General features: G+C 67.1%; 23 protein-coding genes. 10 read left to right on the forward strand and 13 right to left on the reverse strand.

The window, feature by feature from the left end; genetic code table 11:
• Positions 1–123: 123 nt before the first annotated feature.
• Positions 124–783: an alpha/beta hydrolase gene (locus CAL24_RS22875; RefSeq protein WP_094808014.1), complete on the reverse strand. Its 660-nt coding sequence runs from the start codon at positions 781–783 to the stop codon at positions 124–126.
• Between the two features lie 89 nt (positions 784–872).
• Between CAL24_RS22875 and CAL24_RS22880 the strand changes: the two genes are divergently transcribed.
• Genes CAL24_RS22880 through CAL24_RS24200 form a run of 3 tightly spaced genes read left to right on the forward strand, consistent with a single transcriptional unit; the run spans position 873 to position 2,687 of the window.
• The gene (locus tag CAL24_RS22880; RefSeq protein WP_094808015.1) at positions 873–1,724 is read left to right on the forward strand and encodes a biotin--[acetyl-CoA-carboxylase] ligase; all 852 of its coding nucleotides are present in this window, start codon (positions 873–875) and stop codon (positions 1,722–1,724) included.
• Positions 1,721–2,527 carry a type III pantothenate kinase gene (locus CAL24_RS22885; RefSeq protein ID WP_028354444.1) on the forward strand — a complete coding sequence of 269 codons (807 nt, stop codon included), beginning with the start codon at positions 1,721–1,723 and terminating at the stop codon, positions 2,525–2,527. Before CAL24_RS22880 ends, CAL24_RS22885 begins: the two co-directional genes overlap by 4 nt.
• A 10-nt stretch (positions 2,528–2,537) precedes the next feature.
• Positions 2,538–2,687, forward strand: a complete 150-nt coding sequence (locus CAL24_RS24200; protein ID WP_094808016.1) for a hypothetical protein — start codon at positions 2,538–2,540, stop codon at positions 2,685–2,687.
• A gap of 29 nt (positions 2,688–2,716) precedes the next feature.
• Here the strand turns inward: CAL24_RS24200 and CAL24_RS22895 are convergent, their stop codons facing one another.
• Entirely contained in the window at positions 2,717–3,598 is an 882-nt protein-coding gene (locus CAL24_RS22895) for a LysR family transcriptional regulator (protein ID WP_028354445.1), read from the reverse strand.
• Positions 3,599–3,684: 86 nt separating this feature from the next.
• Between CAL24_RS22895 and CAL24_RS22900 the strand changes: the two genes are divergently transcribed.
• The 5 genes from CAL24_RS22900 to CAL24_RS22920 all read left to right on the forward strand — a co-directional run bounded on the left by CAL24_RS22900 (position 3,685) and on the right by CAL24_RS22920 (position 8,381).
• Positions 3,685–4,530 (forward strand): HpcH/HpaI aldolase/citrate lyase family protein, encoded by an 846-nt coding sequence (locus CAL24_RS22900; protein WP_028354446.1) that lies wholly within the window; start codon positions 3,685–3,687, stop codon positions 4,528–4,530.
• Positions 4,531–4,555: 25 nt separating this feature from the next.
• Complete coding sequence (locus CAL24_RS22905) at positions 4,556–5,764, forward strand: CaiB/BaiF CoA transferase family protein (protein WP_094808017.1); 1,209 nt, start codon at positions 4,556–4,558, stop codon at positions 5,762–5,764.
• 37 nt (positions 5,765–5,801) lie between these two features.
• Positions 5,802–6,806, forward strand: a complete 1,005-nt coding sequence (locus CAL24_RS22910; protein WP_094808018.1) for a cyclase family protein — start codon at positions 5,802–5,804, stop codon at positions 6,804–6,806.
• A gap of 58 nt (positions 6,807–6,864) precedes the next feature.
• Complete coding sequence (locus tag CAL24_RS22915; protein ID WP_094808019.1) at positions 6,865–7,842, forward strand: tripartite tricarboxylate transporter substrate binding protein; 978 nt, start codon at positions 6,865–6,867, stop codon at positions 7,840–7,842.
• A gap of 86 nt (positions 7,843–7,928) precedes the next feature.
• Complete coding sequence (locus CAL24_RS22920; RefSeq protein ID WP_028354450.1) at positions 7,929–8,381, forward strand: carboxymuconolactone decarboxylase family protein; 453 nt, start codon at positions 7,929–7,931, stop codon at positions 8,379–8,381.
• A gap of 22 nt (positions 8,382–8,403) precedes the next feature.
• Here CAL24_RS22920 and CAL24_RS22925 read toward each other — a convergent pair whose 3' ends face one another.
• The 11 genes from CAL24_RS22925 to CAL24_RS22970 form a co-directional block, all read right to left on the reverse strand.
• Positions 8,404–9,699 (reverse strand): 3-deoxy-D-manno-octulosonic acid transferase, encoded by a 1,296-nt coding sequence (locus CAL24_RS22925; RefSeq protein ID WP_094808020.1) that lies wholly within the window; start codon positions 9,697–9,699, stop codon positions 8,404–8,406.
• A 53-nt stretch (positions 9,700–9,752) separates the two neighbouring features.
• On the reverse strand, positions 9,753–10,775 hold the full coding sequence (gene waaC, locus CAL24_RS22930; protein ID WP_094808021.1) for a lipopolysaccharide heptosyltransferase I: 1,023 nt from the start codon (positions 10,773–10,775) through the stop codon (positions 9,753–9,755).
• Between the two features lie 78 nt (positions 10,776–10,853).
• The gene (locus CAL24_RS22935; protein WP_094808022.1) at positions 10,854–11,942 is read right to left on the reverse strand and encodes a glycosyltransferase family 2 protein; all 1,089 of its coding nucleotides are present in this window, start codon (positions 11,940–11,942) and stop codon (positions 10,854–10,856) included.
• The gene (gene glf, locus CAL24_RS22940; protein WP_094808023.1) at positions 11,942–13,117 is read right to left on the reverse strand and encodes a UDP-galactopyranose mutase; all 1,176 of its coding nucleotides are present in this window, start codon (positions 13,115–13,117) and stop codon (positions 11,942–11,944) included. Before glf ends, CAL24_RS22935 begins: the two co-directional genes overlap by 1 nt.
• Before the next feature lie 3 nt (positions 13,118–13,120).
• The gene (locus CAL24_RS22945) at positions 13,121–14,299 is read right to left on the reverse strand and encodes a hypothetical protein (protein WP_094808024.1); all 1,179 of its coding nucleotides are present in this window, start codon (positions 14,297–14,299) and stop codon (positions 13,121–13,123) included.
• Positions 14,300–14,428: 129 nt separating this feature from the next.
• Positions 14,429–15,847 carry a glycosyltransferase gene (locus tag CAL24_RS22950; RefSeq protein ID WP_094808025.1) on the reverse strand — a complete coding sequence of 473 codons (1,419 nt, stop codon included), beginning with the start codon at positions 15,845–15,847 and terminating at the stop codon, positions 14,429–14,431.
• A 7-nt stretch (positions 15,848–15,854) separates the two neighbouring features.
• Positions 15,855–17,135, reverse strand: a complete 1,281-nt coding sequence (locus CAL24_RS22955) for an ABC transporter ATP-binding protein (protein ID WP_094808026.1) — start codon at positions 17,133–17,135, stop codon at positions 15,855–15,857.
• Positions 17,125–17,952: an ABC transporter permease gene (locus CAL24_RS22960; RefSeq protein ID WP_249278620.1), complete on the reverse strand. Its 828-nt coding sequence runs from the start codon at positions 17,950–17,952 to the stop codon at positions 17,125–17,127. Before CAL24_RS22960 ends, CAL24_RS22955 begins: the two co-directional genes overlap by 11 nt.
• A gap of 30 nt (positions 17,953–17,982) precedes the next feature.
• Complete coding sequence (locus tag CAL24_RS22965; protein ID WP_170947155.1) at positions 17,983–18,765, reverse strand: glycosyltransferase family 2 protein; 783 nt, start codon at positions 18,763–18,765, stop codon at positions 17,983–17,985.
• On the reverse strand, positions 18,762–19,877 hold the full coding sequence (locus CAL24_RS24205) for a hypothetical protein (protein WP_170947156.1): 1,116 nt from the start codon (positions 19,875–19,877) through the stop codon (positions 18,762–18,764). The genes CAL24_RS22965 and CAL24_RS24205 overlap by 4 nt, the downstream gene beginning before the upstream one ends.
• A gap of 11 nt (positions 19,878–19,888) precedes the next feature.
• Positions 19,889–20,998 (reverse strand): MraY family glycosyltransferase, encoded by a 1,110-nt coding sequence (locus CAL24_RS22970; protein WP_028354457.1) that lies wholly within the window; start codon positions 20,996–20,998, stop codon positions 19,889–19,891.
• Positions 20,999–21,384: 386 nt separating this feature from the next.
• Here CAL24_RS22970 and CAL24_RS22975 point away from each other — a divergent pair, with 386 nt between their 5' ends.
• Positions 21,385–22,656: an O-antigen ligase family protein gene (locus CAL24_RS22975; protein ID WP_051439421.1), complete on the forward strand. Its 1,272-nt coding sequence runs from the start codon at positions 21,385–21,387 to the stop codon at positions 22,654–22,656.
• 49 nt (positions 22,657–22,705) lie between these two features.
• The gene (locus CAL24_RS22980) at positions 22,706–23,272 is read left to right on the forward strand and encodes a CoxG family protein (protein WP_028354459.1); all 567 of its coding nucleotides are present in this window, start codon (positions 22,706–22,708) and stop codon (positions 23,270–23,272) included.
• Positions 23,273–23,287: the final 15 nt, after the last annotated feature.

Consider the following 23,287-nt stretch of genomic DNA (forward strand, 5'->3'; position numbering starts at 1 on the left):
GGCAAAGAGTCCACGATCAAGGGCCCCCGGCTTGGGGGGCAAAAAGCTGCATCATTATAGGCAGGGGATGGGACCGCGACGGCGCGGCAACGTTCCGCGCCGCATCCGGCAGGTAACGCGATGCTACGCCTGGTCGAGCGCGACCTTGAGCCGCGCCTGCACCAGGGCGCGCAGCACCAGCAGCTTGCCGTGGAAGAAATGCGACGCGCCGGGCACGACCACCACCGGAATGTCGCGCGGCCGGGCCCAGTCGAGGGTTTCCGACAGCGGCACCACGTCGTCCTGCTCGCCATGCACCATCAGGGTATCGGCCGGCACCGCGATTTCGCCTTGCTGAAAGCGCTGCACCGCGGCGCCCATCAGCATCAGCGCAGCAGGCAGGGTGGGATCGCCGGCTTCGGCCAGGCCGGCGTAGGTCTGCGCGGCCACCGCGGTGCCGAACGAAAAGCCCGCCAGCACCCACGGCGCCGTGGCCAGGTCGGGATGGCGTTCGCGCATTTGCGCCACCAGCGCCAGCATGTCGCGGGTTTCGCCGCGCGCCTTGTCGAACTCGCCTTCGGACTGGCCCACGCCGCGGAAATCCGGCCGCACCGCCACCAGGCCATGCTGCACGCAGGCGCGCGCGATGGTCGTGACGACCTTGTTGTCGCGCGCGCCCCCTTGCAATGAATGGGGATGCAAGACCAGCGCCCAGCCGCGCGGCGCCTGCGCGGGCCAGTCGATGGCGCAATCGATGCGGCCGGCCTCGCCGGTGAAGATCTGGGTTTCGGTGCGTGCGGGCATGGATGAAAGCTGTCGGAAAACGCGTAGACTGCATGTTACCAACCCGCGCCGCGGCCCGGCCTGGCGCGCATGCCCTTACAATCGCCGCCATGCTTATCGATGCCCGCCATACCGAGCTACCCGCGCCCGAGGCGCTGGCGCGCGAACTGTCCGCGCGGCTGGACGGTTTCCAGGACATCGCCTGGACGGCCAGCACCGGCTCCACCAACGCCAACCTGCTGGCGCGCGCCCGCGCCGGCGCCGGCTCATGGCTGCAGGGCACCCACCTGCAGCAGACCGGCCGCGGGCGGGCCGGCCGCACCTGGCAGAACCGCGTCGGCGCGGCCCTGATGTTCTCGTGCGCCTTTCCGGTCCGCATGCCGGCCGGCCGCCTGCCCGCGCTGTCGCCGCTGGCCGGCCTGGCGGCTTGCGAAGCGCTGCGCCTGCTGGCCGGCGGCGCCGGCGGCCTGTGCGTCAAGTGGCCCAACGACGTGCAATGGCACGACGCCAAGCTGGCCGGGGTCCTGGTCGAATCGACCCGCGATCCGCACGTGCCGGGCGGCTACACGGTGGTGATCGGCATGGGCCTGAACCTGCGCGACGCCGACACCCTGTCGCAGGCGCTGGGCCGCTCCGTGGCGGACTGGAGCTGCGTCATCGAGCAATCCGGCAGCCGGCCGGTCAGCGCCGCCGACATCGTCTGCGCGGTCGCCGCCGCCTGGCGCGAGGCGGTGCGCGAACTGGAAAGCAGCGGCTTCGGGGCCTTCGGCCGCCGCTTCGACGCGGTCGACGCCCTGGCGGGACGCGCCGTCAATGTCGTGGACCAGGGCACGGTGCTGTTCAGCGGCACCGCGTGCGGCCTGGACGACCAGGGCCGCCTGCAGCTGCAGACCGCCCAGGGGCTGGTGCCCGTCTCGGTCGGCGAAGTGTCCATCCGCCCGCAAACCACGGCCCCAGCATGATCCTGCTCATCGACTCCGGCAATAGCCGCCTCAAAGTGGGCTGGCTGGACCCCGACCACCCCGACAGCCCGCGCGAGCCGGCCGCCATTGCCTTCGAGACGCTGGACCCGGACGCCCTGGGCGACTGGCTGGGCACCCTGGCGCGCCGCCCGGCGCTGGCGCTGGGCGTCAACGTGGCCGGGGCGGCGCGCGGCGACGGCATCGGCGCGGCGCTGGCGCGCCACGGCTGTCCGGTGCACTGGATCACCTCGCGCGCCGAACTGCTCGGCCTGCGCAACCGCTATACCCAGCCCGCCCAGCTCGGCGCCGACCGCCTGGTATCGCTGCTGGGCGTGCGCAGCCGCCTGCCGCGGGACCACGCGCCGTTCGTGCTGGCCTCGTTCGGCACCGCCACCACCCTCGACACGGTCGGCCCCGACGATGTCTTCATCGGCGGGCTGATCCTGCCCGGCCCGGCCCTGATGCGCAGCTCGCTGGCGCGCGGCACCGCCAACCTGCCGCTGGCCGACGGCCCGGTCACCGCCTTCCCGACCGATACCCACCAGGCCATCTCGTCCGGCGTCGCCGCCGCGCAGGCCGGCGCCGTGGCGCGCCAATGGCTGGCCGCCTGCCGGCATTTCGGCCGGCAGGCCGACATTTATGTGGCCGGCGGCGGCTGGCCCGAGGTACAACAGGAAACCGAACGCCTGCTGGCCGAAGCGGGTGGCGCGGCCGGCGCTCCGCCCGCGCCCGTCTACCTGGACCGCCCCGTGCTGGACGGCCTGGCGCTGCTGGCCGCGCAGCCGGACCCGCAAACCTTCTGAGCTTTCGCCCATGCGTGTGCTTTTCGTGCTGATCGTGGTCGCCAACCTGTGGGTCTACGCCCTGGGGCAGGGCTGGCTGGGCGGCCGGCCCGACGACGCCGGCCGCGATGCCGCCGCGGGACAGGAGCTGCACCCCGAGCGGGTGAAGATCCGCCCCTGAAGCCAGGGCTCTTTCAGAATGAGCAGGCCCTAGCCCGGCAGCCGCGCGTACTGCACCACCGCCGTTTCCCGGAACGCTTCGATCAGCGCCAGCCGCGGCGACCCACGCGACCAGATCAGGCCGAAACGGCGCGGCTCGCACGGCGCCGGCAGGTCCAGCGTGGCCAGCCCGAGCCGTTCGATGACGCCATTGGTCGAGCGGGGCAGGATGGCCACGCCCAGGTCCCGGCTGACCATCACGGCAATCGATTCGATCGCGTTCAACTCGAACCGGTCGCGCGGCGTAATGCCGACGCGACGCAGATAATCGTCCACATGGCGCCCGCTCCAGTCGCTGCGCCGATAGCGGATGAACGGTTCGCTCGCCAGCAGGCGGTGCGGATCCGCGCCGGCATGGCGCGGCGCGGCCGCCAGCACGTAGGGTTCTTCGCGCAGCAGTTGCCAGCCCAGGCTTTTGGACAGCGGATAAGGCGCCTCCAGCGCGATCGCGGCATCCAGTTCGCCGCTCTCGATCGCGGGGTAGAAGCGCGCCGAGTGTCCCGGCTGGATCTCGACGTTGACCAGCGGATGACGCCGCACCAGTTCCTCCAGGATGGCCGGCACCATCGAATTCAAGGCGGTGTTGCCCGCGCCCAGCCGGAGCTCACCCATGACCTCGTCGGAGCGGGCCAGATAGCGGATCTGTTCGATGCGTTCCAGTACGTCGCGCATGGGCGCCAGCAATTCGGTCGCCTTGGCGGTCAGGTGCACCGTGCGGCCGGCGCGCGCCACCAGCGCGGCGCCCAGCTCCTGCTCCAGCGCGCGGATCTGTTGCGCCACCGCGCCGTGGGTCAGGCCCAGCCGGCGCGCGGCCTCCGCCATCGAGCCGTGGCGGGCCACTGCGATCAGGGTCGTCAGGAAATCGGTGTTCATGATGATAGATATTCTATCGTCTGATCATACGCCGCCTTTCCCCTGGCGCGGGCAGGCACCACCAGAATACGGGTCAGGAGACCCTCATGAGAAGCAAGCTGTTCGTCCCGGCATCGCGCCCGGAACTCTTCGACAAAGCCGTGAACAGCGCGGCGGACGCCCTGTCTTTTGACCTGGAGGACGCGGTCGCGCCGGAGTGCAAGGAGTCGGCGCGGGCCGGGCTCGCGGACTGGCTGGCGGAACCGGGCCGCGCCAGCCAGCTGAAGCAACATGCAAAGAAAATTATCGTCCGCGTCAATGCAGTCGATACACCGCACTTCGCCGGCGACCTGGCGGCCCTGGCCAGGCTGCCGGTTGATATCCTCAATGTGCCCAAAACCGAAAGCGCCGCTGCGGTGCGCGCCGCCATCGACGCGGCGACGCAAGCCGGCTTCAACGGCGACTTCCTGATCAATGTCGAGACCCCGCTCGGGCTGGCGCGGGCAGCCGAGCTGGCAGGCGCCCATGAGCGCGTCGCGGGCCTGCAGTTGGGCCTGGCCGACCTGTGCGAGCCGCTCGGGATCGACCGCTACCAGCCGCGCACCCTGCACGCGCTGATGCTGGCGCTGCGTGTGGCGGCCGGCGCCGCCGGCAAGTTCGCCATGGATGCCGCATACCCGCGCGTGTCCGACCCGGACGGCTTTCGTGCCGAGGCGCAGCTGGCCCGCTCGCTCGGCCTGCTGGGCAAATCCTGCATCCATCCCAGCCAGATCGCCATCGCCAATGACGTTTTTGGCTTCAGCGCCGCGGAAATCGACGCCGCCCAGCGGATCGTGGCCGCCAGCCGCGCACATCCCGGCGTAGGCGCGTTCCTGCTGGACGGCAAGATGATCGACGCCCCCTTCGTGCGCCGCGCCCGCGACGTGCTGCTGGCCGCCGGCCGGCCCGCCTGAGCCGACCTCTTACACAGACTGGACCATGACATCACACGTTTCCCCGGACGGCCTGCCGCTGGCCGGCATCAAAGTGCTGGACCTGAGCGCCTACATTGCCGGCCCCTATGGTTGCGCGCTGCTCGGCGACATGGGTGCGGAGATCATCAAGATCGAACCGCCGGAAGGCGACAACCTGCGCAAGTATCCCTCCACGCTGGCGGCGGAGAGCCGCGCGTTTCTGGGCATTAACCGCAACAAGCGCGGCCTTTGCCTCAATCTCAAGAGCGAGCCGGGCTACGAGGTGCTGACGCGCCTGGTACGCGAAGCGGACGTATTGGTACACAACTTCCGGCCAGGCGTGCCCGAGCGGCTGCGCATCGATTACGCCACACTGGCCGCGCTGAATCCCCGGCTGGTCTACTGCGCCATGACCGGCTACGGCGCGAAGGGTCCGATGGCCCGCCATGCCGGCTACGACCAGGTGCTGCAGTCGATGACGGGCATGTGCGCCTCCCAGGGCAAGGCAGATGGCCCGCCCGAGATCCTGTACGGCTCGGTGGTCGACTATTACGGCGCGGCGCTGATCTCCAACGGCGTCGCGGCCGCCCTCTACCAGCGCGAGCGCACCGGCCGGGGCCAGGCCATCGAAGTGTCGCTGCTGGGCGCCGCGCTGGCGATGCAGTCGGCGCGCCTGGTCTACGCCGAGGGCGAACCCCTGCACATCGAACGCGACATGCGTTCGGGCGGGATCACAGGCATCCACCCCACCGGCGAGGGCTACCTGTACATTTCCGCCAACACGCCCCATTTCTGGCAGGCGCTGTGCACCCACCTGGGCTTGCCCGACTTGGCCGGGCATCCGGATTACGACACCGTGAAAAAGCGCGCCGCCCAGGCCGCCGTGCTGATCCCCCTGGTGCGCCGGGCGCTGGCGGCCGACACCGCGCGCAACTGGGCCGAGCGTTTCGGCCAGAGCGTGCCTTGCGCGGTGGTCAACCGGGTGGAGGACATGTTCGATCACCCCCAGGTCCGGGCCATGGGCTTTCTGCGCGAGTATGAGAACACCCAGGCGGGCAAGTACCTGGGGCTGGCGCGCTGGGCTCACTTCGGCGCGCAGGATGAAGCCGCGCCGCCTTCCGCTCCGGCCCCCGGCGCGCCGGGCCTGGGCCAGCACAGCCGCGCGATCCTGGCCGACCTCGGCTATGCAGACGCGGACATCGAACGGCTGCTCCGCGAAGCAGCGGTGCTGTAGGCTGCGTCCCGTACCAAGATCAAAGGAGACATCCACCATGGAACCGGCTTCGCGCTACAGCCGCCGGCCCGACGGGTCGAACTGGGGGGATTTCGGTCCCGACGACCAGCTGGGCACCCTGAATTTCATGGACCGCCAGGCGCGGCTCGCCGCGATCGCCGAAATACGCGAAGGGCTGTCTTTTTCATTGAGCCTGCCGCTGACCGTGCCGCGCGCGCCGGTGCTCAACCCCAGGCGCAAAGGCCCGGTTATCCGGCCGGCCGAGAAGACCGGCGTGCCGGTCTACCGTTATCCCCTGGCGCGCGATGTGCCCGGCGCCACGGACGTCATCAGCGACGACAGCGTCACGCTGTCGCCGCAGTATTCCACTCAATGGGACGCACTCGGCCATGTCAACACGCTGTTCGATGCGCATGGCAACGGCACGGCTGCTCCCGTCGGCTACAACGGCTTCACAGTGAGCGAGCCGCATGCCGACGGCTTCGCCGGCACGCGCGACCTGTCGATCGCGCCCATGGCACGGCATGGCATCCAGGGGCGCGGCGTGCTGGTCGACCTGCGCGCGCACTTCGGCGACGCACAGCGCAAGGTTTCGCATGCCGACCTGATGGCGGTCATGCGCAGCGATGGCATCAGCGTGCGGCCGGGGGACGTACTGTGCCTGCACACCGGCCTGGCGGATCTGGCGCTTACCCTGGACGATGCCGAGCAGGAGCGCCTGCGCACCAGTTGCGCGGTCCTCGACGGCGACGACCCGGCGCTGCTGGCCTGGATCAAGGACAGCAGGATCGCCGCCATTGCCGCCGACAACCACGCCGTGGAGTTGCGCAACCACAGCCTGCGCGCCGGCCAGGGAGCGCTCCTGCCGCTGCACGAGCAATGCCTGGTCAAGCTGGGCCTGCCGCTGGGCGAGCTCTGGCATCTGACCCCCCTGGCGCGCTGGCTGCGCGAACACGGCCGCCACGCCTTTTTCCTGACCGCCGCGCCCATCCATGTCCCGGGACTGGTGGGCGCTCCGGTCAACCCCATCGCGACCGTCTGACGACGGCGCACCACAACCGAGAAATCACTGAACGTCCCCGCACAGGAGGAGGATAAACATGAGCAAAACCACGACATGGCGCTGGAGCGCGCTGGCGGCCGCCGCCGCGATCGGCCTGGCCGGCCTGCCGGCACACGCGGCCGGGTATCCGGGCGAGCCGATCACCCTGGTAGTGCCGTATTCGGCCGGCGGCGGCGCCGACAACGCCGCCCGCATCATCGCCGAGGGCATGAGCGCGGTGGCCGGCCAGAGCGTAGTGATCGAGAACAAGGGCGGCGCCAGCGGCTCGATCGGCGCCGCCTATGTGGCGCGCGCCAAGCCCGACGGCTACACCGTCCTGTACGACGCTTCCGCCTTCGCCATCAACCCCGTGCTGCGCAAGCTGCCCTATGACGCCAAGAAGGATTTCATCCCGGTCTCGCAAGCCGTGACCGTGCCCAACATCCTGGTGGCGGCGACCGGCTCGGCGTTCAACAGCCTGCCGGACTTCATCCAGGCGGCCAAGGCCAAGCCGGGCCGCTACACCTATGCCTCGTACGGTCCGGGCAGCCTCGCCCAGATGGCCGGCGAACTGCTGAAGAAGGACGCGGACATCGACGTCCTGCACGTGCCCTACAAGGGCGGCGCGCCAGCCATCGTCGACGTCATGGGCGGCCAGGTCGACGTGTATTTCGCCAACGCCGCTTCCAGCCTGAACTACGTGACGGGCGGCAAGCTCAAGGCGCTGGCCATCTCCTCGGCCCGGCGCATGCCCGAGCTACCGGACGTGCCGACCGTCGCCGAGGCGGGCATCGCCGATTTCGACGTCGCCGAGTGGAACGGTTTCTTCCTGCCCGCCGGCACGCCGCCGGAGGTCGTCGCCAAGCTGCAGGATATTGTGCAGAAAGCGCTGGCACGCCCCGAAACTCGCGACAAGCTGGCCAAGCTGGGCCTGACCGCCGTGGGCTCCAGCGCGGTAGACTTCGCCCAGTTCATCGCCGCCGAAGAAGCCCGCTGGGCGGATGTGGTCAAGGCCAACCACATCAGCGTGAACTGAAGCAGATTCGTGCGCGCAGACGGCCGGGAATCTTCCCGGCCGTTTTTCTGCCCGGCATGACGCCATCCACCCTGGGGGAATGCACCATGAGCCGCAAAGACGATTTCGAACAAGGCCTGGCCAACCGCCGCGCCGTGCTGGGCGATGCCTGGGTCGAACGCTCGCTGGCACGGGCCACCGGCTTCACCGCCGATTACCAGAACCTGATCACCCGCTACGCGTGGCACGATATCTGGAGCCGCCCGGGCCTGCCGCACAAGTCGCGCCGCATGATGGTGCTGGCCGTGACGCTCGCGCTGGGCCGCTGGGAAGAATTCGAGCTGCACGTGCGCGCCGCCCTCACCGCCGCCGATGCCTCGCGCTTGACGCCCGACGAGCTCAAGGAGGTGCTGCTGCAGAACGCCATCTATGCGGGGGTGCCAGCCGCCAACACGGCCTTCAACCTGGCCCAGGACATTCTGCGCGAGGTCGCCGGCGACATCGGCTACGCCCTGGAGCCTGCCGACCCCGCCGCGGCGGACCCCTTGGCCGGCGGTTGACGCCGGTCGCCCGCCGCCACGCCTATAACCAGCGCGCCAGCGCCGCCAGCGTACGCTGCGTGGCGCCGGCGTGCCCGGCCGCCCAGCGCCGGGCGGCCTGCCCCATGGCCTGGCGGCGCGCGTCGTCGTCCAGCAGCGCCAGCGCGGCATCCAGGGCCGCCGGGGCATCGGGCGCGCGCAGCGCGGCGCCCGCGGCGATGGCGTCCTCGGCCGCCTGCTTGAAATTGTCCGTATGCGGTCCCACCACCACCGGCACGCCGGCCGCGCAGGCCTCGATCAGGTTCTGCCCGCCCAGGGGCGCAAAGCTCCCCGCCACGATGGCGACATCGGCGGCGGCATAGTAGAACGCCATCTCGCCCAGCGTATCGCCCAACACGGCGTCGACCTCGCCCGCCACCGGCGGCAGCGCCTGGTCCGGCGCCGCGGCCCGCGACCGCCGCACGTGGACCAAGCCGGCCGCGCGCAACTGCGCATCGGCCTCGTCGAAGCGCTGCGGGTGCCGGGGAATCAGCAGGTACAGCACCGGCCGGCCGCCGCCCGCGCGCGCGCGCATGGCGGGCGCGAACATCGCCTCCTCGCCCTCGCGCGTGCTGGCCACCGCCACGACCGGCCGGCCGAGCGCGCGGCGCCAGGCCTGCCCGGCCTGGACCTGGTCCGGCGGCAGGGCCAGGTCGAATTTCAGGTTGCCGGTCACCTGCACGGCGCGCGCCCCGGCCTGCTCCAGGCGCCGGGCATCTTCGGGCGTCTGCGCCAGCACCGCGTCCAGGCCCGCCAGCGCCTCGCGCAGCGCCCGGCCCAGCCACGCCGCCTGGCGCAGCGACGAGGCCGAGAAACGCGCGCTGACCAGCGCCATGGGCACCCCCAGGCGGCGCGCCTGAGCCAGCAGGTTGGGCCACAGCTCCCGCTCGATCAGCAGGCCGCAGCGCGGCGCATAGCGGGCCAGGAAGCCGCGCGCCGCGCCCGGGAAATCGTACGGCAGCCAGGTCTGGCGCAGTTGCCCGGCGGCGATGGCGGCCGGGAACAGGCGCGCCCCTTCGGCCCGGCCGGTGGCGGTCGTATGCGTCAGCAGCACCGGCAGGCCGCGGTCCAGCAGCGCCTGCACCAGGGGTTGGGCGGCGCGGGTTTCGCCCAGGCTGACGGCGTGCACCCACACCGGCGGCCGGGCAAATGGCGCCGGGGCGGCGGAATCGGCCCGGCCGAAGCGCGCGGCCGAGAAAATGCCCCAGTCGCCGCCGGCGCGCCGGGCGCGGCGCGCCATCCACAGCCAGGCCAGCGGCGCCGCCGCGTATAAAGCCAGGGTATAGACGCCGCGCCGCATCTCAGCGCGCCACAGGGCGGCGCCCGGCCTGGAAGGCGGCGGGCCGGCCCATGTCAGCCTGCCGCCAGCGCCTGGCCGACCGAGGCCAGCACCGCCTCGCGCGAAGGCGGAGCGCCGCGGTCTCCCAGGCTGGCCGTGAAGCTGGGCCCCACCAGGGGCGTGCGCACCGGGGTGGAGGCGCGGTAGATACCGATGGTCGGCCGGCCCAGGGCGGCCGACAGATGCGTCAGGCCGCTGTCCAGCCCCACCATGAGGCGCGCGCCGGCCAGCTGGCGGGCGATGGCCGTCAGGTCCATGCGCGGCAGCACTTCCGCGCCGTCGATGCCGGCCACCAGCGCCTGGGCGCGCTCGGCTTCCTGCGGATTGCCGGCCAGCAGGCGCAGGGTGCAGCCCGCCTCGCGCAGGCGCGCGAAGACGGCGCGCCAGTCGTCTTCCGGCCAGAGCTTGTCGTCGCGGCTGGCCGACGGCATGATGACCGCATAGCCGTAATCGGTGTTCAGATGATGATGCGGGCGCGCGCACTGCTCGGGCGCCGCGGCGCACGCGCGGGCCTCGGCCTGTGCCTGTCGCGCAAACGCCTGCAAGCCGAAATCGGGCGGCCCGCTATAGGTGTAGCCGAAAGTCAGCGCGGCCAAGGTGCGCTGGCGTATGACGGCCGGCTGCCAGAACTCCACCCGGTGGCGCACCTGGTAGAACAGCGAAGCCAGCGGCTCGCGGGCCGAACGCCAGTCCAGCCCATGGCGCACGCCGCGCGTCTGGCGCACCAGCCAGGCCGATTTCAACAGGGCCTGCATGTCCAGCACCACGTCGTACTGCACGGCGCGCAGCCGCTCGGCCAGGGCCCGCCGCTCGGCCTTCACCGGCTCCGACCACCAGGCCTTGCGCCAGCGGCGGTGCGCCACCTTGATGACCTCGTGGACAGCCGGATGCCAGGCGGGGATTTCGGCAAACGCCTCTTCCGCGACCCAGTCGATCACGGCGTCGGGCACATGCCGGGCAATGTCGGAAATAGCCGGCAGCATGTGCACCAGGTCGCCAAGCGACGATGTGCGGACGATGAGAATGCGAGTAGGCATCAAAGCGGGGCGGTGCGGTAGAAGCAGGAAATGTACAACACAACGAACCCTGGACGCCCGCCGAGCCGGCCACCAGCCTCAGAGCACCGACCCCACGCGGGCGCGGACGCGATGCTTGACGGCGCGATAGGCGCGCAGCGGAAAGGCCAGCATCGCCTCCACGCCGCGATCGACCTTGCCGAGCAAGGCCATCAGCTTCCAGAACGCAACGATGGGTATGTAGTTCAGCGCGCGGGCTATCTTCACGCCGCGATGCACTTTGCGCCCGAAGATGTCCCAGGCTATGCCGGTTTTCAGCCAGTCGGCCCCGAAATTCTCGTCCGCAACCGCGAAAATCTCGCGCAGGGCCCGCAGCCGGGGATAGCCGTGCAGAGTCTTGACGCGCTGAATCCAGGCCACGCAATGCATGCCCACATACCACATGAGCTGCTGGCGCTTGGCATCGAACTGCCCCTTCTTGCGATAGAAGGCCAGCATGTCCTGCAGCGCGGGGACGATGTTCAGTATGCGCTTATCCGTCTGCTGCATCGACTGGGTGGGCCGGGTGATGTCGTAGTTATAGAGCTCCTTATCTACATAGTAGATTTTCTTTGCAACGAGGTAGCTCTTGGGCGCAAAGTTCGCATCGGCGAAGAAAATGCCCGGCAGCAACCGCACATCGGGGTCGGCGAAAACGGAGCGATGGTAGATCCGGCCGCAGGGCGTCGCCCAATTCCGATACAACAAGTCGCGGTCCTGCGCCGATAGTTCGCGCTCCGTCTCGAACGGCACGGGCTTGAACGGCTGGGTACGGTCGCTGAAGCAGTAGCGCAAGTTGCCGATCAGCAGGTCGGCGCCGGTTTCTTGCGCCTTGTCGTACATGAACTCGATCGCGTCGGGGTCGAGGAAATCGTCCCCGTCGACGATGATGATGTACTCGCCGGTCGCACGGTCAATGCCGTAGTTGCAGGCCGCGCCATGCCCGCCGTTGGGCTTGATGAACGACTTGAACATGGCCGGATACTGCGCCACGTATTCATCGATGATCAGTTGGCTGTCATCGGTGCCGCCATCGTTGACGACAAGTACTTCGATGTCCTGGCAAGTCTGCCGGGCCAGCGAGGCCAGGCAGCGTTCGACATAGAACTCCAGGTTGTATACCGGTACGACTACGCTTACCTTCGGCATTACTTCGACCCGCCCGCGAATTCTTTTTCATAGACATCGAGCGCACGCTCGATGATGTTGTTCATGTCGTAGTAGCGGTATTCGGCCAGCCGGCCCACCAGCTTGAGGCGTTCGAACGACTCGGCCAGCTTCAGGTACTTGGCGTACAGCTCGGCGTTGCTGTCCTTGGGTATGGGGTAGTACGGGATGCTCTTGGAAGGCACGCGCCGGTCGTATTCCTGCGGGTACTCTTTCATGATGGTCGTCTTGGCCGGCTTGACGTCCATCAGGTGCTTGTACTCCGTAATACGCGTGTAGGCCTGGGTATTGGGGTAATTCACCGTGGCGGTCGGCTGGTAGTAGTCCATGTCGTGCGTCTCCAGGTCGAAGCGCAGCGACCGGTACGGCAGCTCGCCATAGCAGTAACCGAACAGCTCATCCAGGGCGCCGGTGTAGATCACCGTGCCATCGAACGGGCGGCCTTCGAACAGCACGGCGCCGGTATCGGCCTGCAGGCTCAGCAGCTGGCTGGCCTTGGTGTTCAGGCGCACCTCGATCAGCGGATGGGCCAGCATTTTCTCGAACATCGCCGTGTAGCCATCCTTGGGCAAGGCCTGGTGGCTTTCCTGGAAATACCGGTCGTCGTACGACAAGTGCACCGGCACGCGCGCCGTGATCGTTTCGAAATCCAGGTTCTCGGGCTTGTCGCCCCACTGCTTGGTGGTGTAGTTCAGGTAGATATTCTGGAAGATGAAATCGCCCAGCTCGCGGATGCGCGGATCGTCGTGCTTGCGCAGCACCGACACCGGCACCTTGACGTCCATGCCGAACTCGCCGACCAACAGGTCCTTCAATTCGGCCGCCTGGTCCGGCAGCAGCTTCTCCAGCGAGGTCAGGTTGAAGGGCACGGGCACCAGTTGGCCCTGCACTTCGGCCAGCACGCGATGCTGGTACGGATGCCAGCCCGTGAATTGGGAGATGTATGCCAGCACGCGCGGGCTATTGGTGCGGAACAGGTGCGGGCCGTACTTGTGCACCCGTATGCCGTGCTCGTCCTGGTAGTCGTACATGTTGCCGGCCACGTGGTCGCGCTGTTCGATCAGCAGCACGCGCCGGCCCTGCTGGGAGGCCAGGCGCTCGGCCAGGATAGAACCGGCGAAGCCGGTGCCTACGATGATGACGTCGTAATTGCTCATGTCTCAAACCTTCAGTACCGACCGGATCGCGCTTTCCATCTGCGGCGCCACCTTGTCGACGGTGTACTCGTTGTAAACCGAATAATCGGGGGTGATTTTCTTGTCTATGTATCGTTTCAATACATAGGCGATGCGGTCGATGCGGGCGTCTGCAACGAGATTCCCGGCCCGCGCCATGATTTCGGCAGTGGGCCCCTTGGGCATCGTGACTGAGGCTATCGGCCTGCGCGCGCCCATGTAATCCGTCAACTTGCCCGGAAAAAACGGATTGCAGTCCAGGCCGTCTTCCTCCGGGGAGAACAGCCCGTCGATCAGCAGCAAGGCGTCCGCCTCGCACATCAGGCGCAGGCTCTCCGCATAGGACACCGGTTTTTCGAACCGCACGTGGCTGGAATTGCGCATTGCAGCATGCTGCTGCAGGTCCTGCGCGCCGGGAGAGGCGCCATAGAATCGTATCTCGAAGCGGCTGTGATACTCGGGATAGATTTCAAGCAGGCGATCCACCGCGCGGAGAACCGGCGTAGCCGTACGCTTGATGTAGTACAGCATGCCCAGGTGGGAAAAAACGAACTTGTCGTTACTTTGCGTTGCCGTTTGCGGGTACATCCGCGGGTCGAAGCAATGGGGAATGACCACAGCCTTGTCCGCCAGAGGCGCCAAATCGCCGGTGAACATGAGATCGCGCTGGTAGCTATTGTTCAGAATGACGCGATCGGCCTGGCGCAGGGTGTCGCGTTCGATGGCGCGGTCTTCGGCCGCCAGCGGGAAGCCCCGGGTTACATACGGATTGCGCACGAACAGGTCGCCGAAATAGGCAATCCAGGGCAGTTCGGGATGCAACTTCTTGATTTCTGCCGCTGCAGCGTGACTGACCAGCTCATTGGAATGCGAAATGATGAAGTCGAATTGCTCGCCTGACCGGGCATAAGCATCGAGCACGGCGCGCACGAAAGCCGCGCGCGCCGACTCGGTGCGCGGATTGGCGTGATCCACCTTGACTTCGATCCGCTCTATGTCGGTGGATGCGTACTTCAGTACCTGGTCGTCACGCCGGTCGCGCGCGGCCTGGACCACCGTATACGAGATATTCGTGTCCTTGATGCGCTTGAAAAAGTCCAGATCGGCCGAGCCGATATAGGGCGCGAAAAACCACGAGACAGCAAATCCTTTCAGTTTCTTCATTCCTTTCCACATCCTTGCCGGCCTTGCTCCATGCTGCGGTGACGCAATCCGTGCGGTTACATGCTTCTAGTTATTCCTGCCGGACGCTGGGCGCACTTGCGGTCAGCCCACCTGCACCCGCCATCGCGGTCAATCGTGCGCGCCTTTCTTCATCAGACGTGACCACCAACCCTGCGACTCCGCCCTCTCCTGCTCCGCTTGCCGCAACGCATCGAGCTGGCTGCTTAACCCGGCAATCCGTCGCTGGCTCTCCGCCAGGGAAACGGCTACCGACGCCAGGTCGTCTCTTTCAGTTCGCCACTGGGCTCGCTGGAAGTAAAAACCATATGATGCCGCCAACGCTGGCGAAAAATGCCGCGCGCCGTGCACTACACGGCCAATCTCGTAAAACAGGGTATCCGATTGCAGATAGGGCGCGGGGTCCGACTGCACGGTTTCAGACTGGATAAGGGCGTGCAGCGTGGTCGCGAGCGGCGCCGCCGATACGTGCAGGGCGGCGAGCTGCTTCGAAAAGTTCTCCCATACCGCAGATTCCGCATGGCGCTGCCCGACTTTCCGGCACAGTGCCGCATCGCCTGCAGGGTGTCTTGCCAATTGCCCGCGCAGTTCTTCCGCGGAAATATTGGGCAGGCTGCGTCCCGAAAAATTGGCGACGGCGGCGGCTTCGAACAGCCCGTCGTCGACCATGCCCTTCACTCCGTCGTAGCCAACCAGGCAGCACCGCTGCCCTGCCGCCAGGCCTTCAAGCAATACGCGTCCCATGCCCGCCACGCCGCCGCTGGCGCGCATCAGTTCCGCCACATCGGCGCGTACCCCCAGGAAGCGCACATAGTCCGTCAAGCCGTCCTGTGTGAGCTGTTGTTGCAGCACAGCCTGCGCCGGCCCTTCGCCGACGACGTCGATACCTGGCAGGCCGGCTTGGCGCGCAAGGCTGACAAACTGGCGGATACCCACGATCTTGAACGGATCCAGGCGGCTGACTACCAGCCAGCGCGCCGGCTCGGCGGTCGATGGTTGTGGGCGAAAAGCGTGAGAGTCCACTGCATTCGGCTGCATGACGAGCCGGTCGTCATGCACATAGACTGCCGCCAGCGACCGAACCTCTTCCGAAACGGCAATCACGCGGTCGGCGTGAGCCAATATCACGCTGCCGAGCAGGAAATCATTGAGCGGCCCGTACCCCGCGCTCAGCGAACTGGGTCCATGTAGCGTCGCCACATAAGGCAGGCTTTCGAGCTTGGCTGCCAGGAAGGCGGGAAAGAGGCTGATGAAGGGATGCGCGTGCACGTGCGTGATAGCGTGCTGCCGCATGAACTCGCGCAGTGTGCGCGTTGAATGCAGCAAATCTGCTGCACTGGCCGCGGCGCTCAGCCGCAGGCCGCTACACTGCCCGACGAGCTCGGCAGGCAAGAGCTCAGGCCGAGGCTCACCGCCGCATGCCAGGTACACATCCCAGCCCAGCTGCGACAAGATGCGCACCTGGCCGCGAATGTATGTCTCCAGGCCTCCGACGTCGAATTGTTCGGTAATGATCAACAAGGAAGGCATGTGCCGCTCACAATTTGGCGACGCTGACCGACGAGCGCAGCGCTGCAATGCCGCCGCCGCGCAATGGCCGCTGGCTGATCTTCAGAATAATGGCATCCGTCTTGCGGTCCAGGTATTCCATGTGCGCCTGCGTCACCTCCTCGGCAATGGCCAGGGTCGCGAAGTACGTGCCTTCGCCCAGGGTCAGATCCAGGTCGAATTCGATCCGCAGTCGATCGCCGCGCTGCGGCGATGGGTAACTGGTGCCGTGATACATGGTGCTCGTGCCAAATGCCGACACGCCTTCGATAGTGCGGATGAGCAGCCCGGCCTGCAGCATTGTAATGGGAGCGAACACGTCGACATCGACAGTGATCACGGCCTTTTGTCCGCTCTGGAAAGCTTCGCAGGGCTCGCCTCGCTCGTCGCGAGCCTGCCATCCCCTGATGAGCGCCCGGGCATCGCCGTCTTCAGCAGCCTGTTCAGGCTGCTCGGCCGGCGATGCGCTCTCTGCGTCGGTAGCCGCCTGTTGCGGCTGGCTGGCATTCAGGTAGCGCAGGTAAGTCTTCTCGTCCGAATAAAGCAGCGCATGGTACTGGTCGATGACTTCCTTGGCCGGCCCGAGCGCATGCAGTTCGCCGCGATGCAGCAAGGCGGCGCGCTGGCAGAATTTTTCCACCGTCGAGGTCGAGTGCGTCACGATCAGGATCGCGCAGCCGGCGGCGCGCAGGCCTTCGATATAGTCGAAGCACTTGCGCTGGAATTTCTCGTCGCCCACCGAGAGCGCCTCGTCGACGATCAGGATGTCCGGCTGCACGCAGGCCTGCACGGCGAATGCCAGCCTCACGTACATGCCGCTGGAATAAGTCTTGACCGGCTGGTCCAGGTGCTCGCCGATGTCGGCGAACGCCGCGATCTCGTCGAAGCGGGCGTCCATCTGCGCCTTGGAGAATCCCAGCACGGAACCGTTCAGGTACACATTTTCGCGGCCAGTGAATTCGGGATTGAAGCCGGAGCCGAGTTCGAGCAGGGCCGCCAGCTTGCCCTTGACATCCACATCGCCCGTAGTGGGCGAGAGCGTGCCGGCAATGATCTGCAGAAGCGTGCTCTTGCCGCTGCCGTTGCGCCCCAGGATGCCCACCGTCTCGCCCTTGCAGACATGGAGGGACACGTCGCGCAGGGCCCAGAACTCCTTGAAGTACTGGCGCCGGCCGAACGACAAGAATTGCAGCAGGCGATCACGCGGCTGCGCGTACATCTCGAAGCGCTTCGAGACGTTGTCCACCGAAATTACGCGTTCACAAGACATCGGCGAACCCTTTCCTCGTTTTCTGGAACCATGCGAAACCCAGCATGGCGACCGCGATCGCGGCGATCATATATAGCGTCCAGGTGTCCCAGGCAATCGGCTTGCCCCAGAACAGCACATCGCGCCCCTGTTCGATGATCAGCGTCAGCGGGCTGATGTGCAGGAAGGGGCGATAGCGCTCGGGCAGGATCTCGGCCGAATAGAAGATCGGCGACAGGAACATGAGCACCGTGGTGACGATGCCGATGAATTGCGTGACATCGCGCAGATACACGCCCAGCGCAGCCAGGAACCAGCTCAGGCCCAGCGTCATGATCGCCAGCGGCAGCACGACCAGGGGGAACAACAGCACGGTCGGGTGCGGCACGCCGAACAGGATCACATAGAAAATCAGCCATACCAGCAGGCTGATCAGCATGCGGAACAAGGCCGAGCCGAGCGACACGCAGGGCAGGACTTCCAGCGGGAAGACCACTTTTTTCACGTAGTTGGCGTTGCCCAGGATGAGCGAGGGCGCGCGGTTGATGCATTCGGCGAACAAGTTGAAGATGATCAGGCCGGCGAACAGCACCAGCGCGAACTCCGCCTTGGACTCGCTGCCGCCGGGCCAGCGCGCCTTGAACACCACGCTGAACACGAACGTATAGACCAGCAGCATCAGGACCGGGTTGAAGAACGACCACAGCAGGCCCAGGGCCGAGCCGCGATAACGCCCGATGACTTCGCGCTTGACCAGGTTGCCGATCAACTGGCGATGGGTACCCAGGCTCTTGAGCAGGTACAGCAGCGAAGGATTATGTTTTGATAGCCTAGACACGAACGTCAGCTTCCACTTGAATATGACCAGTCATTGAAACATGCCGCACCATGCGCAGCGCTTGCGCAGCGCATTGACCGCGTAGCACGCGAACAGCCAGGCGCTGCGTGCCACCGACAAGCCCAGCGTCTGCCGGTAGATGCGCCACTGCCAGCCGGCCGCGCGCAGCTTGTTGCCGGACAGCGAGCCCGCGCTGGCGCGGTAACGCGCCAGGGGCTCATCCGAAGGCGTGGCGCGGGCCTCGCCGACACGCTCGATGGCATGCAGCCAGAAAAGATAGTCCTCGTGGCGCACCGGCTCGAACCGCAAGTCGGCCAGCTCGGCCCGCCGGAAAATGCCGGTCAGATTGCCGATGTGGTTCGACGTGAGCATATCGGCATATCGGACCACGGCGGGCACGCGCACCCGGGACAGCTCCCGGCCATCATCGTCGACGCGCAGGTAGGCGGCATAAGAAATGGCCGCGCCGGACTGCTCCATGAAGGCCAGCTGGCGCGCCAGCTTGGCGGGCTCCCAGGTGTCGTCGCTGTCCAGGAACGCCACATAGCGGCCCCGCGCCATTTCCAGGGCACGGTTGCGGGCCGCCGCGACGCCCTGGTTGCGCGGCTGCCGTTCGTGGCGAATGCGCGCGTCGCGCTGCTGGTAGGCGCGCACGAGGCCGGCGGTTCCGTCGGTCGACGCATCATCGACGACGATCAATTCCCAGTCCTGGCAGGTCTGGGCCAGGACCGAATCGATCGCCGCGCCGATGAAACGCCCGGCATTGTACGCCGGCATGACGATCGAGACGGCGGGCGGATGCTCATGCGTCATGCGCCGCCCCTTTTCAGCAGCGCACGGATGCGCGCCACATAGACCCCGCAGTAATACTCCTGGAAGTACGAGGCATAGCGTTGCCGCCATAGCGCGCGCGCCTGGGCCCCCGCCTGGCGCACCGCCGGCCCGGTAAGCCCGGCCAGCCATTGGCGCAGCGCGTCCGCCCCCGGCGGCAGCGCCCACCCGGTGCCGTGCGCCTGGACCCGGCGTCCGGGCGGCGTGTCGCTGGTAGTGACCAGGGCGCGGCCCAGCATCAGGTGCTCATAGTATTTATTGGGGGAGGCGTAGGCATGGTTGGAGACCGAGGGGTAGTAGCATGCCGCGATGATGTCGGTGTCCGCCATCAGCGCCAGCCCCTGCTCGCTGGGCATCGGCCCGTGGAAGAATACGTTGGCGTGCCGGCGCGCGGCGGCGGCGAAGTCTTCCTGCAGCGCGCCGTAGCCGGCGACGTGCAGTTCGACATCGTCGCGGCCCGCGCATACGACCAGCAGGTCCTCCAGGCCCCGATGGCGCGCCTCCAGCACGCCGAAATAGCCGATCTTCCAGGGCGGCCGGGCCGGGCTGGGCGCCGGCTCGGGCATGTCGACATGCGGCACGTTCTCCAGCACCAGTACGTTGCCGCGGCCGGCCGGGATGCCGTGCTGCGCCAGCCGCTCCTCGCTGGCCAGCAGCGTGAGCGGGGCCCCCAGGGCCAGGCGGCGTTCCAGGGCATCCAGGATGCGCCCGGGCCAGCCACCGATGTTGCGCACCGCGGTGTACTTGTCATAGATGTCGAACACCAGGCGGCGCCGGAACAGCGCGCAAAACAGCCAGCAGGCCAGCGCGCAGTCGAGATCGACGGCATGGACCACCTGCGCGCGCGCGCGATGGCGGACCAACTGCCGCAGAATGTACAGATTCCAGAGCAGCAGGGCGGCCGCGTTCGACCAGCCTGCTCCCAGCCGCGCACGCCGCTCGAAATAGTCGCAGCGGGAATCCGGCGCGGCGGCCGCGCCAGTCTTGTTCCAGCCGATGAAGCGCCACGACAGGCCGGCCGTATCCAGCGCCTTGAAATACTTGCCCAGGCGCGCATCCAGGTCGGCAATATAAGAGCGTACGAATATCACCATGCCGTACTGTCTCAGGCCCTGTGGCGCTTTTTCTTTTTCAGCACCATCCACTTCGGCATGCGGAACAGCACCAGGCGGCGGTACAGCACCACGTAGGTCACCGAGAACGCCGCCACACAGACCATCAGCATGACGGGCAGTTGCCAGAACAGCACCGCGGGGATCACCGCCAGCGACGACAGCAGCCACAGGTACGGCGACGTCAGCGAATTGCGCCAGGTCAGGTGGTGCGCCTCGCGCGAGCCTACCGCCCAGCGCACCACGCGCTTGTAGATCAGCATGTGCAAGTGCACGCCATCCGGCGCGCCGGGCGAGCGGCCGCGCAGCCAGCGCTTGCGGTAAATGGAGAACAACGTCTCGAAAATGGGATAAATGCACAACAGCAGCGGGAACCAGGCCGACACTTCGGGGTGGCGCGCCAGCAGCAACACGGACAGCTCGCCGATCATGAACCCCAGGAAATAGGCGCCGCCGTCGCCCAGGAAAACATGGCCGCGCGGATAATTCCAGATCAGGAACCCGACCACGCCGCCCAGCATGCCCAGGGCCACGATCAGCAGCATGCGGTCGCCCACATAGAAACAGACGTAGGCGAAGCCGGCGAAGATCATCGCCGACACCACCGCCGCCAGGCCGTTGTAGCCGTCGATGATGTTCAGGGCGTTGGCCGCGCCGCTGATGGCCACCATGGTGAAGACGAACGAGACGATGCCGAACTGCAACAGCCAGTCCAGGCCGATGATGTCCACCCGCGTGACGGCCGCCCCCAGCAGGAAGTAGGCCAGCGCCCCGGACGCCATGGCCAGCAGCAGGCGGGTGAGCACCCGCACGCTCTTGGTCAGGTCCTCGGCCAGCCCGCCCAGGAAGGCGGGCGCGGCCGCCAGCATCAGCAACAGCAGTTCGGGCAGCTCCTGCGGTTCGCGCACGGCTGCCACCATACAGGTGGTCGCCATGGCGACCACCAGCGACACGCCGCCAATGCGCGGCACGGGCTTGGCGTGATACTTCTGTACGCCGTCGAGTTCATAGTCGATGGTCAGGCCGTTGTGCCAGAAGCGGCACCGGACAATCAGCGCAGTGAACACCAGCGAGGTAAGGAACGCTGTCAACAGATATTGCATATCAAGGCTATGTAAAGACCGGCCCGGAGCCGATCCCGGGCGGATTGTATGGGTTGGCGCCCTTGCGTGGTGTTTCCGGATACTGGATTGGTCCGCAGATGTTAGTCTGCCGACCGGCCCTGCAAGCGGGAGTTTCGCGCCTATTTGCCGGCAAATTACGCCATCTCAGTTATACTTGCCGCGCAAAACGCCCATTCAGCGGCGCTGCAGCCTTCCATTCGGTACGTCCGGTAACTCAAGCTGCACCATTGCCCGTCCTCCTTTGCGTATTCTCGATGCAAATCCTGGGCAATTGGTTATATTTTATTTCATTTGCATTATCTTGTAGTATTTGTTGCAGCAGACGGTAGCCCTTCATGCTGCAAGCGGCCCGGACGGCCATCTCCATGACGCATTCCACTCTACGCCATGCTTCCCTGCTGGTCACCGTTCTGGTGGGCCTGCTGCCCGTGCTGACATTGACCGTGGGCGGCGGCAGCGGGCTGTTTTATCTGCTGTCGCTCGCCTGTCTCGTCATTATCGCGGCCACGCCGGCGCCGCGCCGCCTGGCGCCCATGCGGCCCTATCGCTGGCTGATCGCCGCGCTGTGCCTGCCGCTGGCGGCAGCCTTGCTCAGCCAGTGGCTCAATGCCGAATGGGGCGGCGCCGAGGTCGAGCGCGGGCTGCGCATCGCCCTGGGCTTCCCTTGCCTGGCGGCGGCCTTCCTGCTGGTGGAGCGCGAGCGGCTGCGCCAGTCTGCCTGGGGTCCGCTGGCGGCGGGCGTGCTGGCCACGGCGATTGTCGCCTACCTGGCCGGCCCGGCGCTGAAGCGTCCGCTCACGCCCCAGTTCAACGCGGTCGGCTACGGCAACCTGATGCTGTTGATGGCCGTACTGGCGGTCTATAGCGTGGGCTGGCAGCTGACGCGCCATCCGCGGGCGGAGCGCGCGCTGAAAATCGCCGTGGCGGCGCTCACGTTCGCCGGCTTCGTGCTGACCCAGACTCGCACCGGCTGGATGGCGATCCCCGTATTCGCCCTCATCGGGGTGGCGCTGGCGGGATGGCTGCGCCGGCCGCTGCGGGCCCTGGCGGCGCTGGCCGGCATCGGGCTGGTGGCGCTGGCCATCGGCGCGTCCAGCCCGGCGCTGCGCGACCGGGTGCTCAAGGGCGCCCAGGAAATCCAGCAGTGCATGACGGTCGACCCCACCGCCGATACCTCCATGTGCATTCGCCTGCAGCTGTGGGGCGCCTCATGGCACATGATCAAGAGCGACCCCTGGTCGGGCATCGGCGGCGGCTCCAGCTTCAACGACGCACTGCAGCAGCGCGCCGCGGCGGGCGCGGTCTCGTCGTACGTGGCGCGTGATTTCGGCGAGCCGCACAACGACATCCTGATGGCGCTGGTCACCTACGGCCTGCCCGGCGGCGTGGCGCTGCTGATGCTGTACTTCGCGCCGGCATGGCTGTTCGCGCGCCGGCTGAGCCTACGCGTGCCCCAGCCCGAGCGCGTCGCGGCCGCCATGGGCCTGGCGGTGTGCCTGGGCTTTGCGGTGTTCGGGCTGACCGAACTGATGTTCCGGGGCATGCGCTCGGTCAGCCTGTATATCACTTTGATTGCGCTATTCACCGCATTGTCTGCGCCAAACCCTAGTCAAACCCGGCATTTAGCGCCAGAATAGGTTCCAAAGCGGTTGACAAAAGGGTCCACAGGCTCGCAAGGAGACTGTCATGCGCATTGCCGATGCTCAATGGATTCCCGCCACGCAGCACCAGACCTGGGATGCCCTGCTGGATCCCGAGGTGCTGCAGAAGTGTCTGCCAGGATGCGTCAAGGTGGAACGACGAACCCCCACCGAATACGCACTGGCCATCCACGCCACGGTGGGTGGCATGGATGCCGACTACGAAGGCGAGATCCTGCTTTCCGACCTCAACCCGCCGCATAGCTGTACGCTGGCCTTCGAAGGCAAGAGCGAAACCGCCTGCCTGGCCATCGGCACCGCCCAGGTCACCCTGTCGCCCAAGGACCACGGCACCCGGCTGGCCTACACCGTGGCCGCCATGGCCGGCGGCACGCTTGGCAAGGTGGGCGAGCCGGCCTTGATGAAGGCCGGCGGCAAGCTGGTCGGCAAGTTCTTCGCGGCGTTCATCGACCACATGGCCAAGCTGCCGCGCACCGCGCCGCCGCCCGAGCCCGAAGAGCCGGAACGCGGGCTGGCCGCGTCGCGCTGGTCCTGGCTGGCGGTGGCCGCCGTGGTGCTGGTGATCCTGGGGTATCACGCCTTCTACAAATAAGTGTTATCCCTAACA

It is taken from the genome of Bordetella genomosp. 2 (assembly GCF_002261345.1).
Classification (GTDB): domain Bacteria; phylum Pseudomonadota; class Gammaproteobacteria; order Burkholderiales; family Burkholderiaceae_B; genus Bordetella_A.

Coding starts and splice junctions, on each gene's coding strand:
- CAL24_RS22875 (WP_094808014.1), bottom strand. CDS start 783: ATGCCCGCACGCACCGAAACCCAGATCTTCACCGGCGAGGCCGGCCGC.
- CAL24_RS22880 (WP_094808015.1), top strand. CDS start 873: ATGCTTATCGATGCCCGCCATACCGAGCTACCCGCGCCCGAGGCGCTG.
- CAL24_RS22885 (WP_028354444.1), top strand. CDS start 1,721: ATGATCCTGCTCATCGACTCCGGCAATAGCCGCCTCAAAGTGGGCTGG.
- CAL24_RS24200 (WP_094808016.1), top strand. CDS start 2,538: ATGCGTGTGCTTTTCGTGCTGATCGTGGTCGCCAACCTGTGGGTCTAC.
- CAL24_RS22895 (WP_028354445.1), bottom strand. CDS start 3,598: ATGAACACCGATTTCCTGACGACCCTGATCGCAGTGGCCCGCCACGGC.
- CAL24_RS22900 (WP_028354446.1), top strand. CDS start 3,685: ATGAGAAGCAAGCTGTTCGTCCCGGCATCGCGCCCGGAACTCTTCGAC.
- CAL24_RS22905 (WP_094808017.1), top strand. CDS start 4,556: ATGACATCACACGTTTCCCCGGACGGCCTGCCGCTGGCCGGCATCAAA.
- CAL24_RS22910 (WP_094808018.1), top strand. CDS start 5,802: ATGGAACCGGCTTCGCGCTACAGCCGCCGGCCCGACGGGTCGAACTGG.
- CAL24_RS22915 (WP_094808019.1), top strand. CDS start 6,865: ATGAGCAAAACCACGACATGGCGCTGGAGCGCGCTGGCGGCCGCCGCC.
- CAL24_RS22920 (WP_028354450.1), top strand. CDS start 7,929: ATGAGCCGCAAAGACGATTTCGAACAAGGCCTGGCCAACCGCCGCGCC.
- CAL24_RS22925 (WP_094808020.1), bottom strand. CDS start 9,699: ATGCGGCGCGGCGTCTATACCCTGGCTTTATACGCGGCGGCGCCGCTG.
- waaC (WP_094808021.1), bottom strand. CDS start 10,775: ATGCCTACTCGCATTCTCATCGTCCGCACATCGTCGCTTGGCGACCTG.
- CAL24_RS22935 (WP_094808022.1), bottom strand. CDS start 11,942: ATGCCGAAGGTAAGCGTAGTCGTACCGGTATACAACCTGGAGTTCTAT.
- glf (WP_094808023.1), bottom strand. CDS start 13,117: ATGAGCAATTACGACGTCATCATCGTAGGCACCGGCTTCGCCGGTTCT.
- CAL24_RS22945 (WP_094808024.1), bottom strand. CDS start 14,299: ATGAAGAAACTGAAAGGATTTGCTGTCTCGTGGTTTTTCGCGCCCTAT.
- CAL24_RS22950 (WP_094808025.1), bottom strand. CDS start 15,847: ATGCCTTCCTTGTTGATCATTACCGAACAATTCGACGTCGGAGGCCTG.
- CAL24_RS22955 (WP_094808026.1), bottom strand. CDS start 17,135: ATGTCTTGTGAACGCGTAATTTCGGTGGACAACGTCTCGAAGCGCTTC.
- CAL24_RS22965 (WP_170947155.1), bottom strand. CDS start 18,765: ATGACGCATGAGCATCCGCCCGCCGTCTCGATCGTCATGCCGGCGTAC.
- CAL24_RS24205 (WP_170947156.1), bottom strand. CDS start 19,877: ATGGTGATATTCGTACGCTCTTATATTGCCGACCTGGATGCGCGCCTG.
- CAL24_RS22970 (WP_028354457.1), bottom strand. CDS start 20,998: ATGCAATATCTGTTGACAGCGTTCCTTACCTCGCTGGTGTTCACTGCG.
- CAL24_RS22975 (WP_051439421.1), top strand. CDS start 21,385: ATGACGCATTCCACTCTACGCCATGCTTCCCTGCTGGTCACCGTTCTG.
- CAL24_RS22980 (WP_028354459.1), top strand. CDS start 22,706: ATGCGCATTGCCGATGCTCAATGGATTCCCGCCACGCAGCACCAGACC.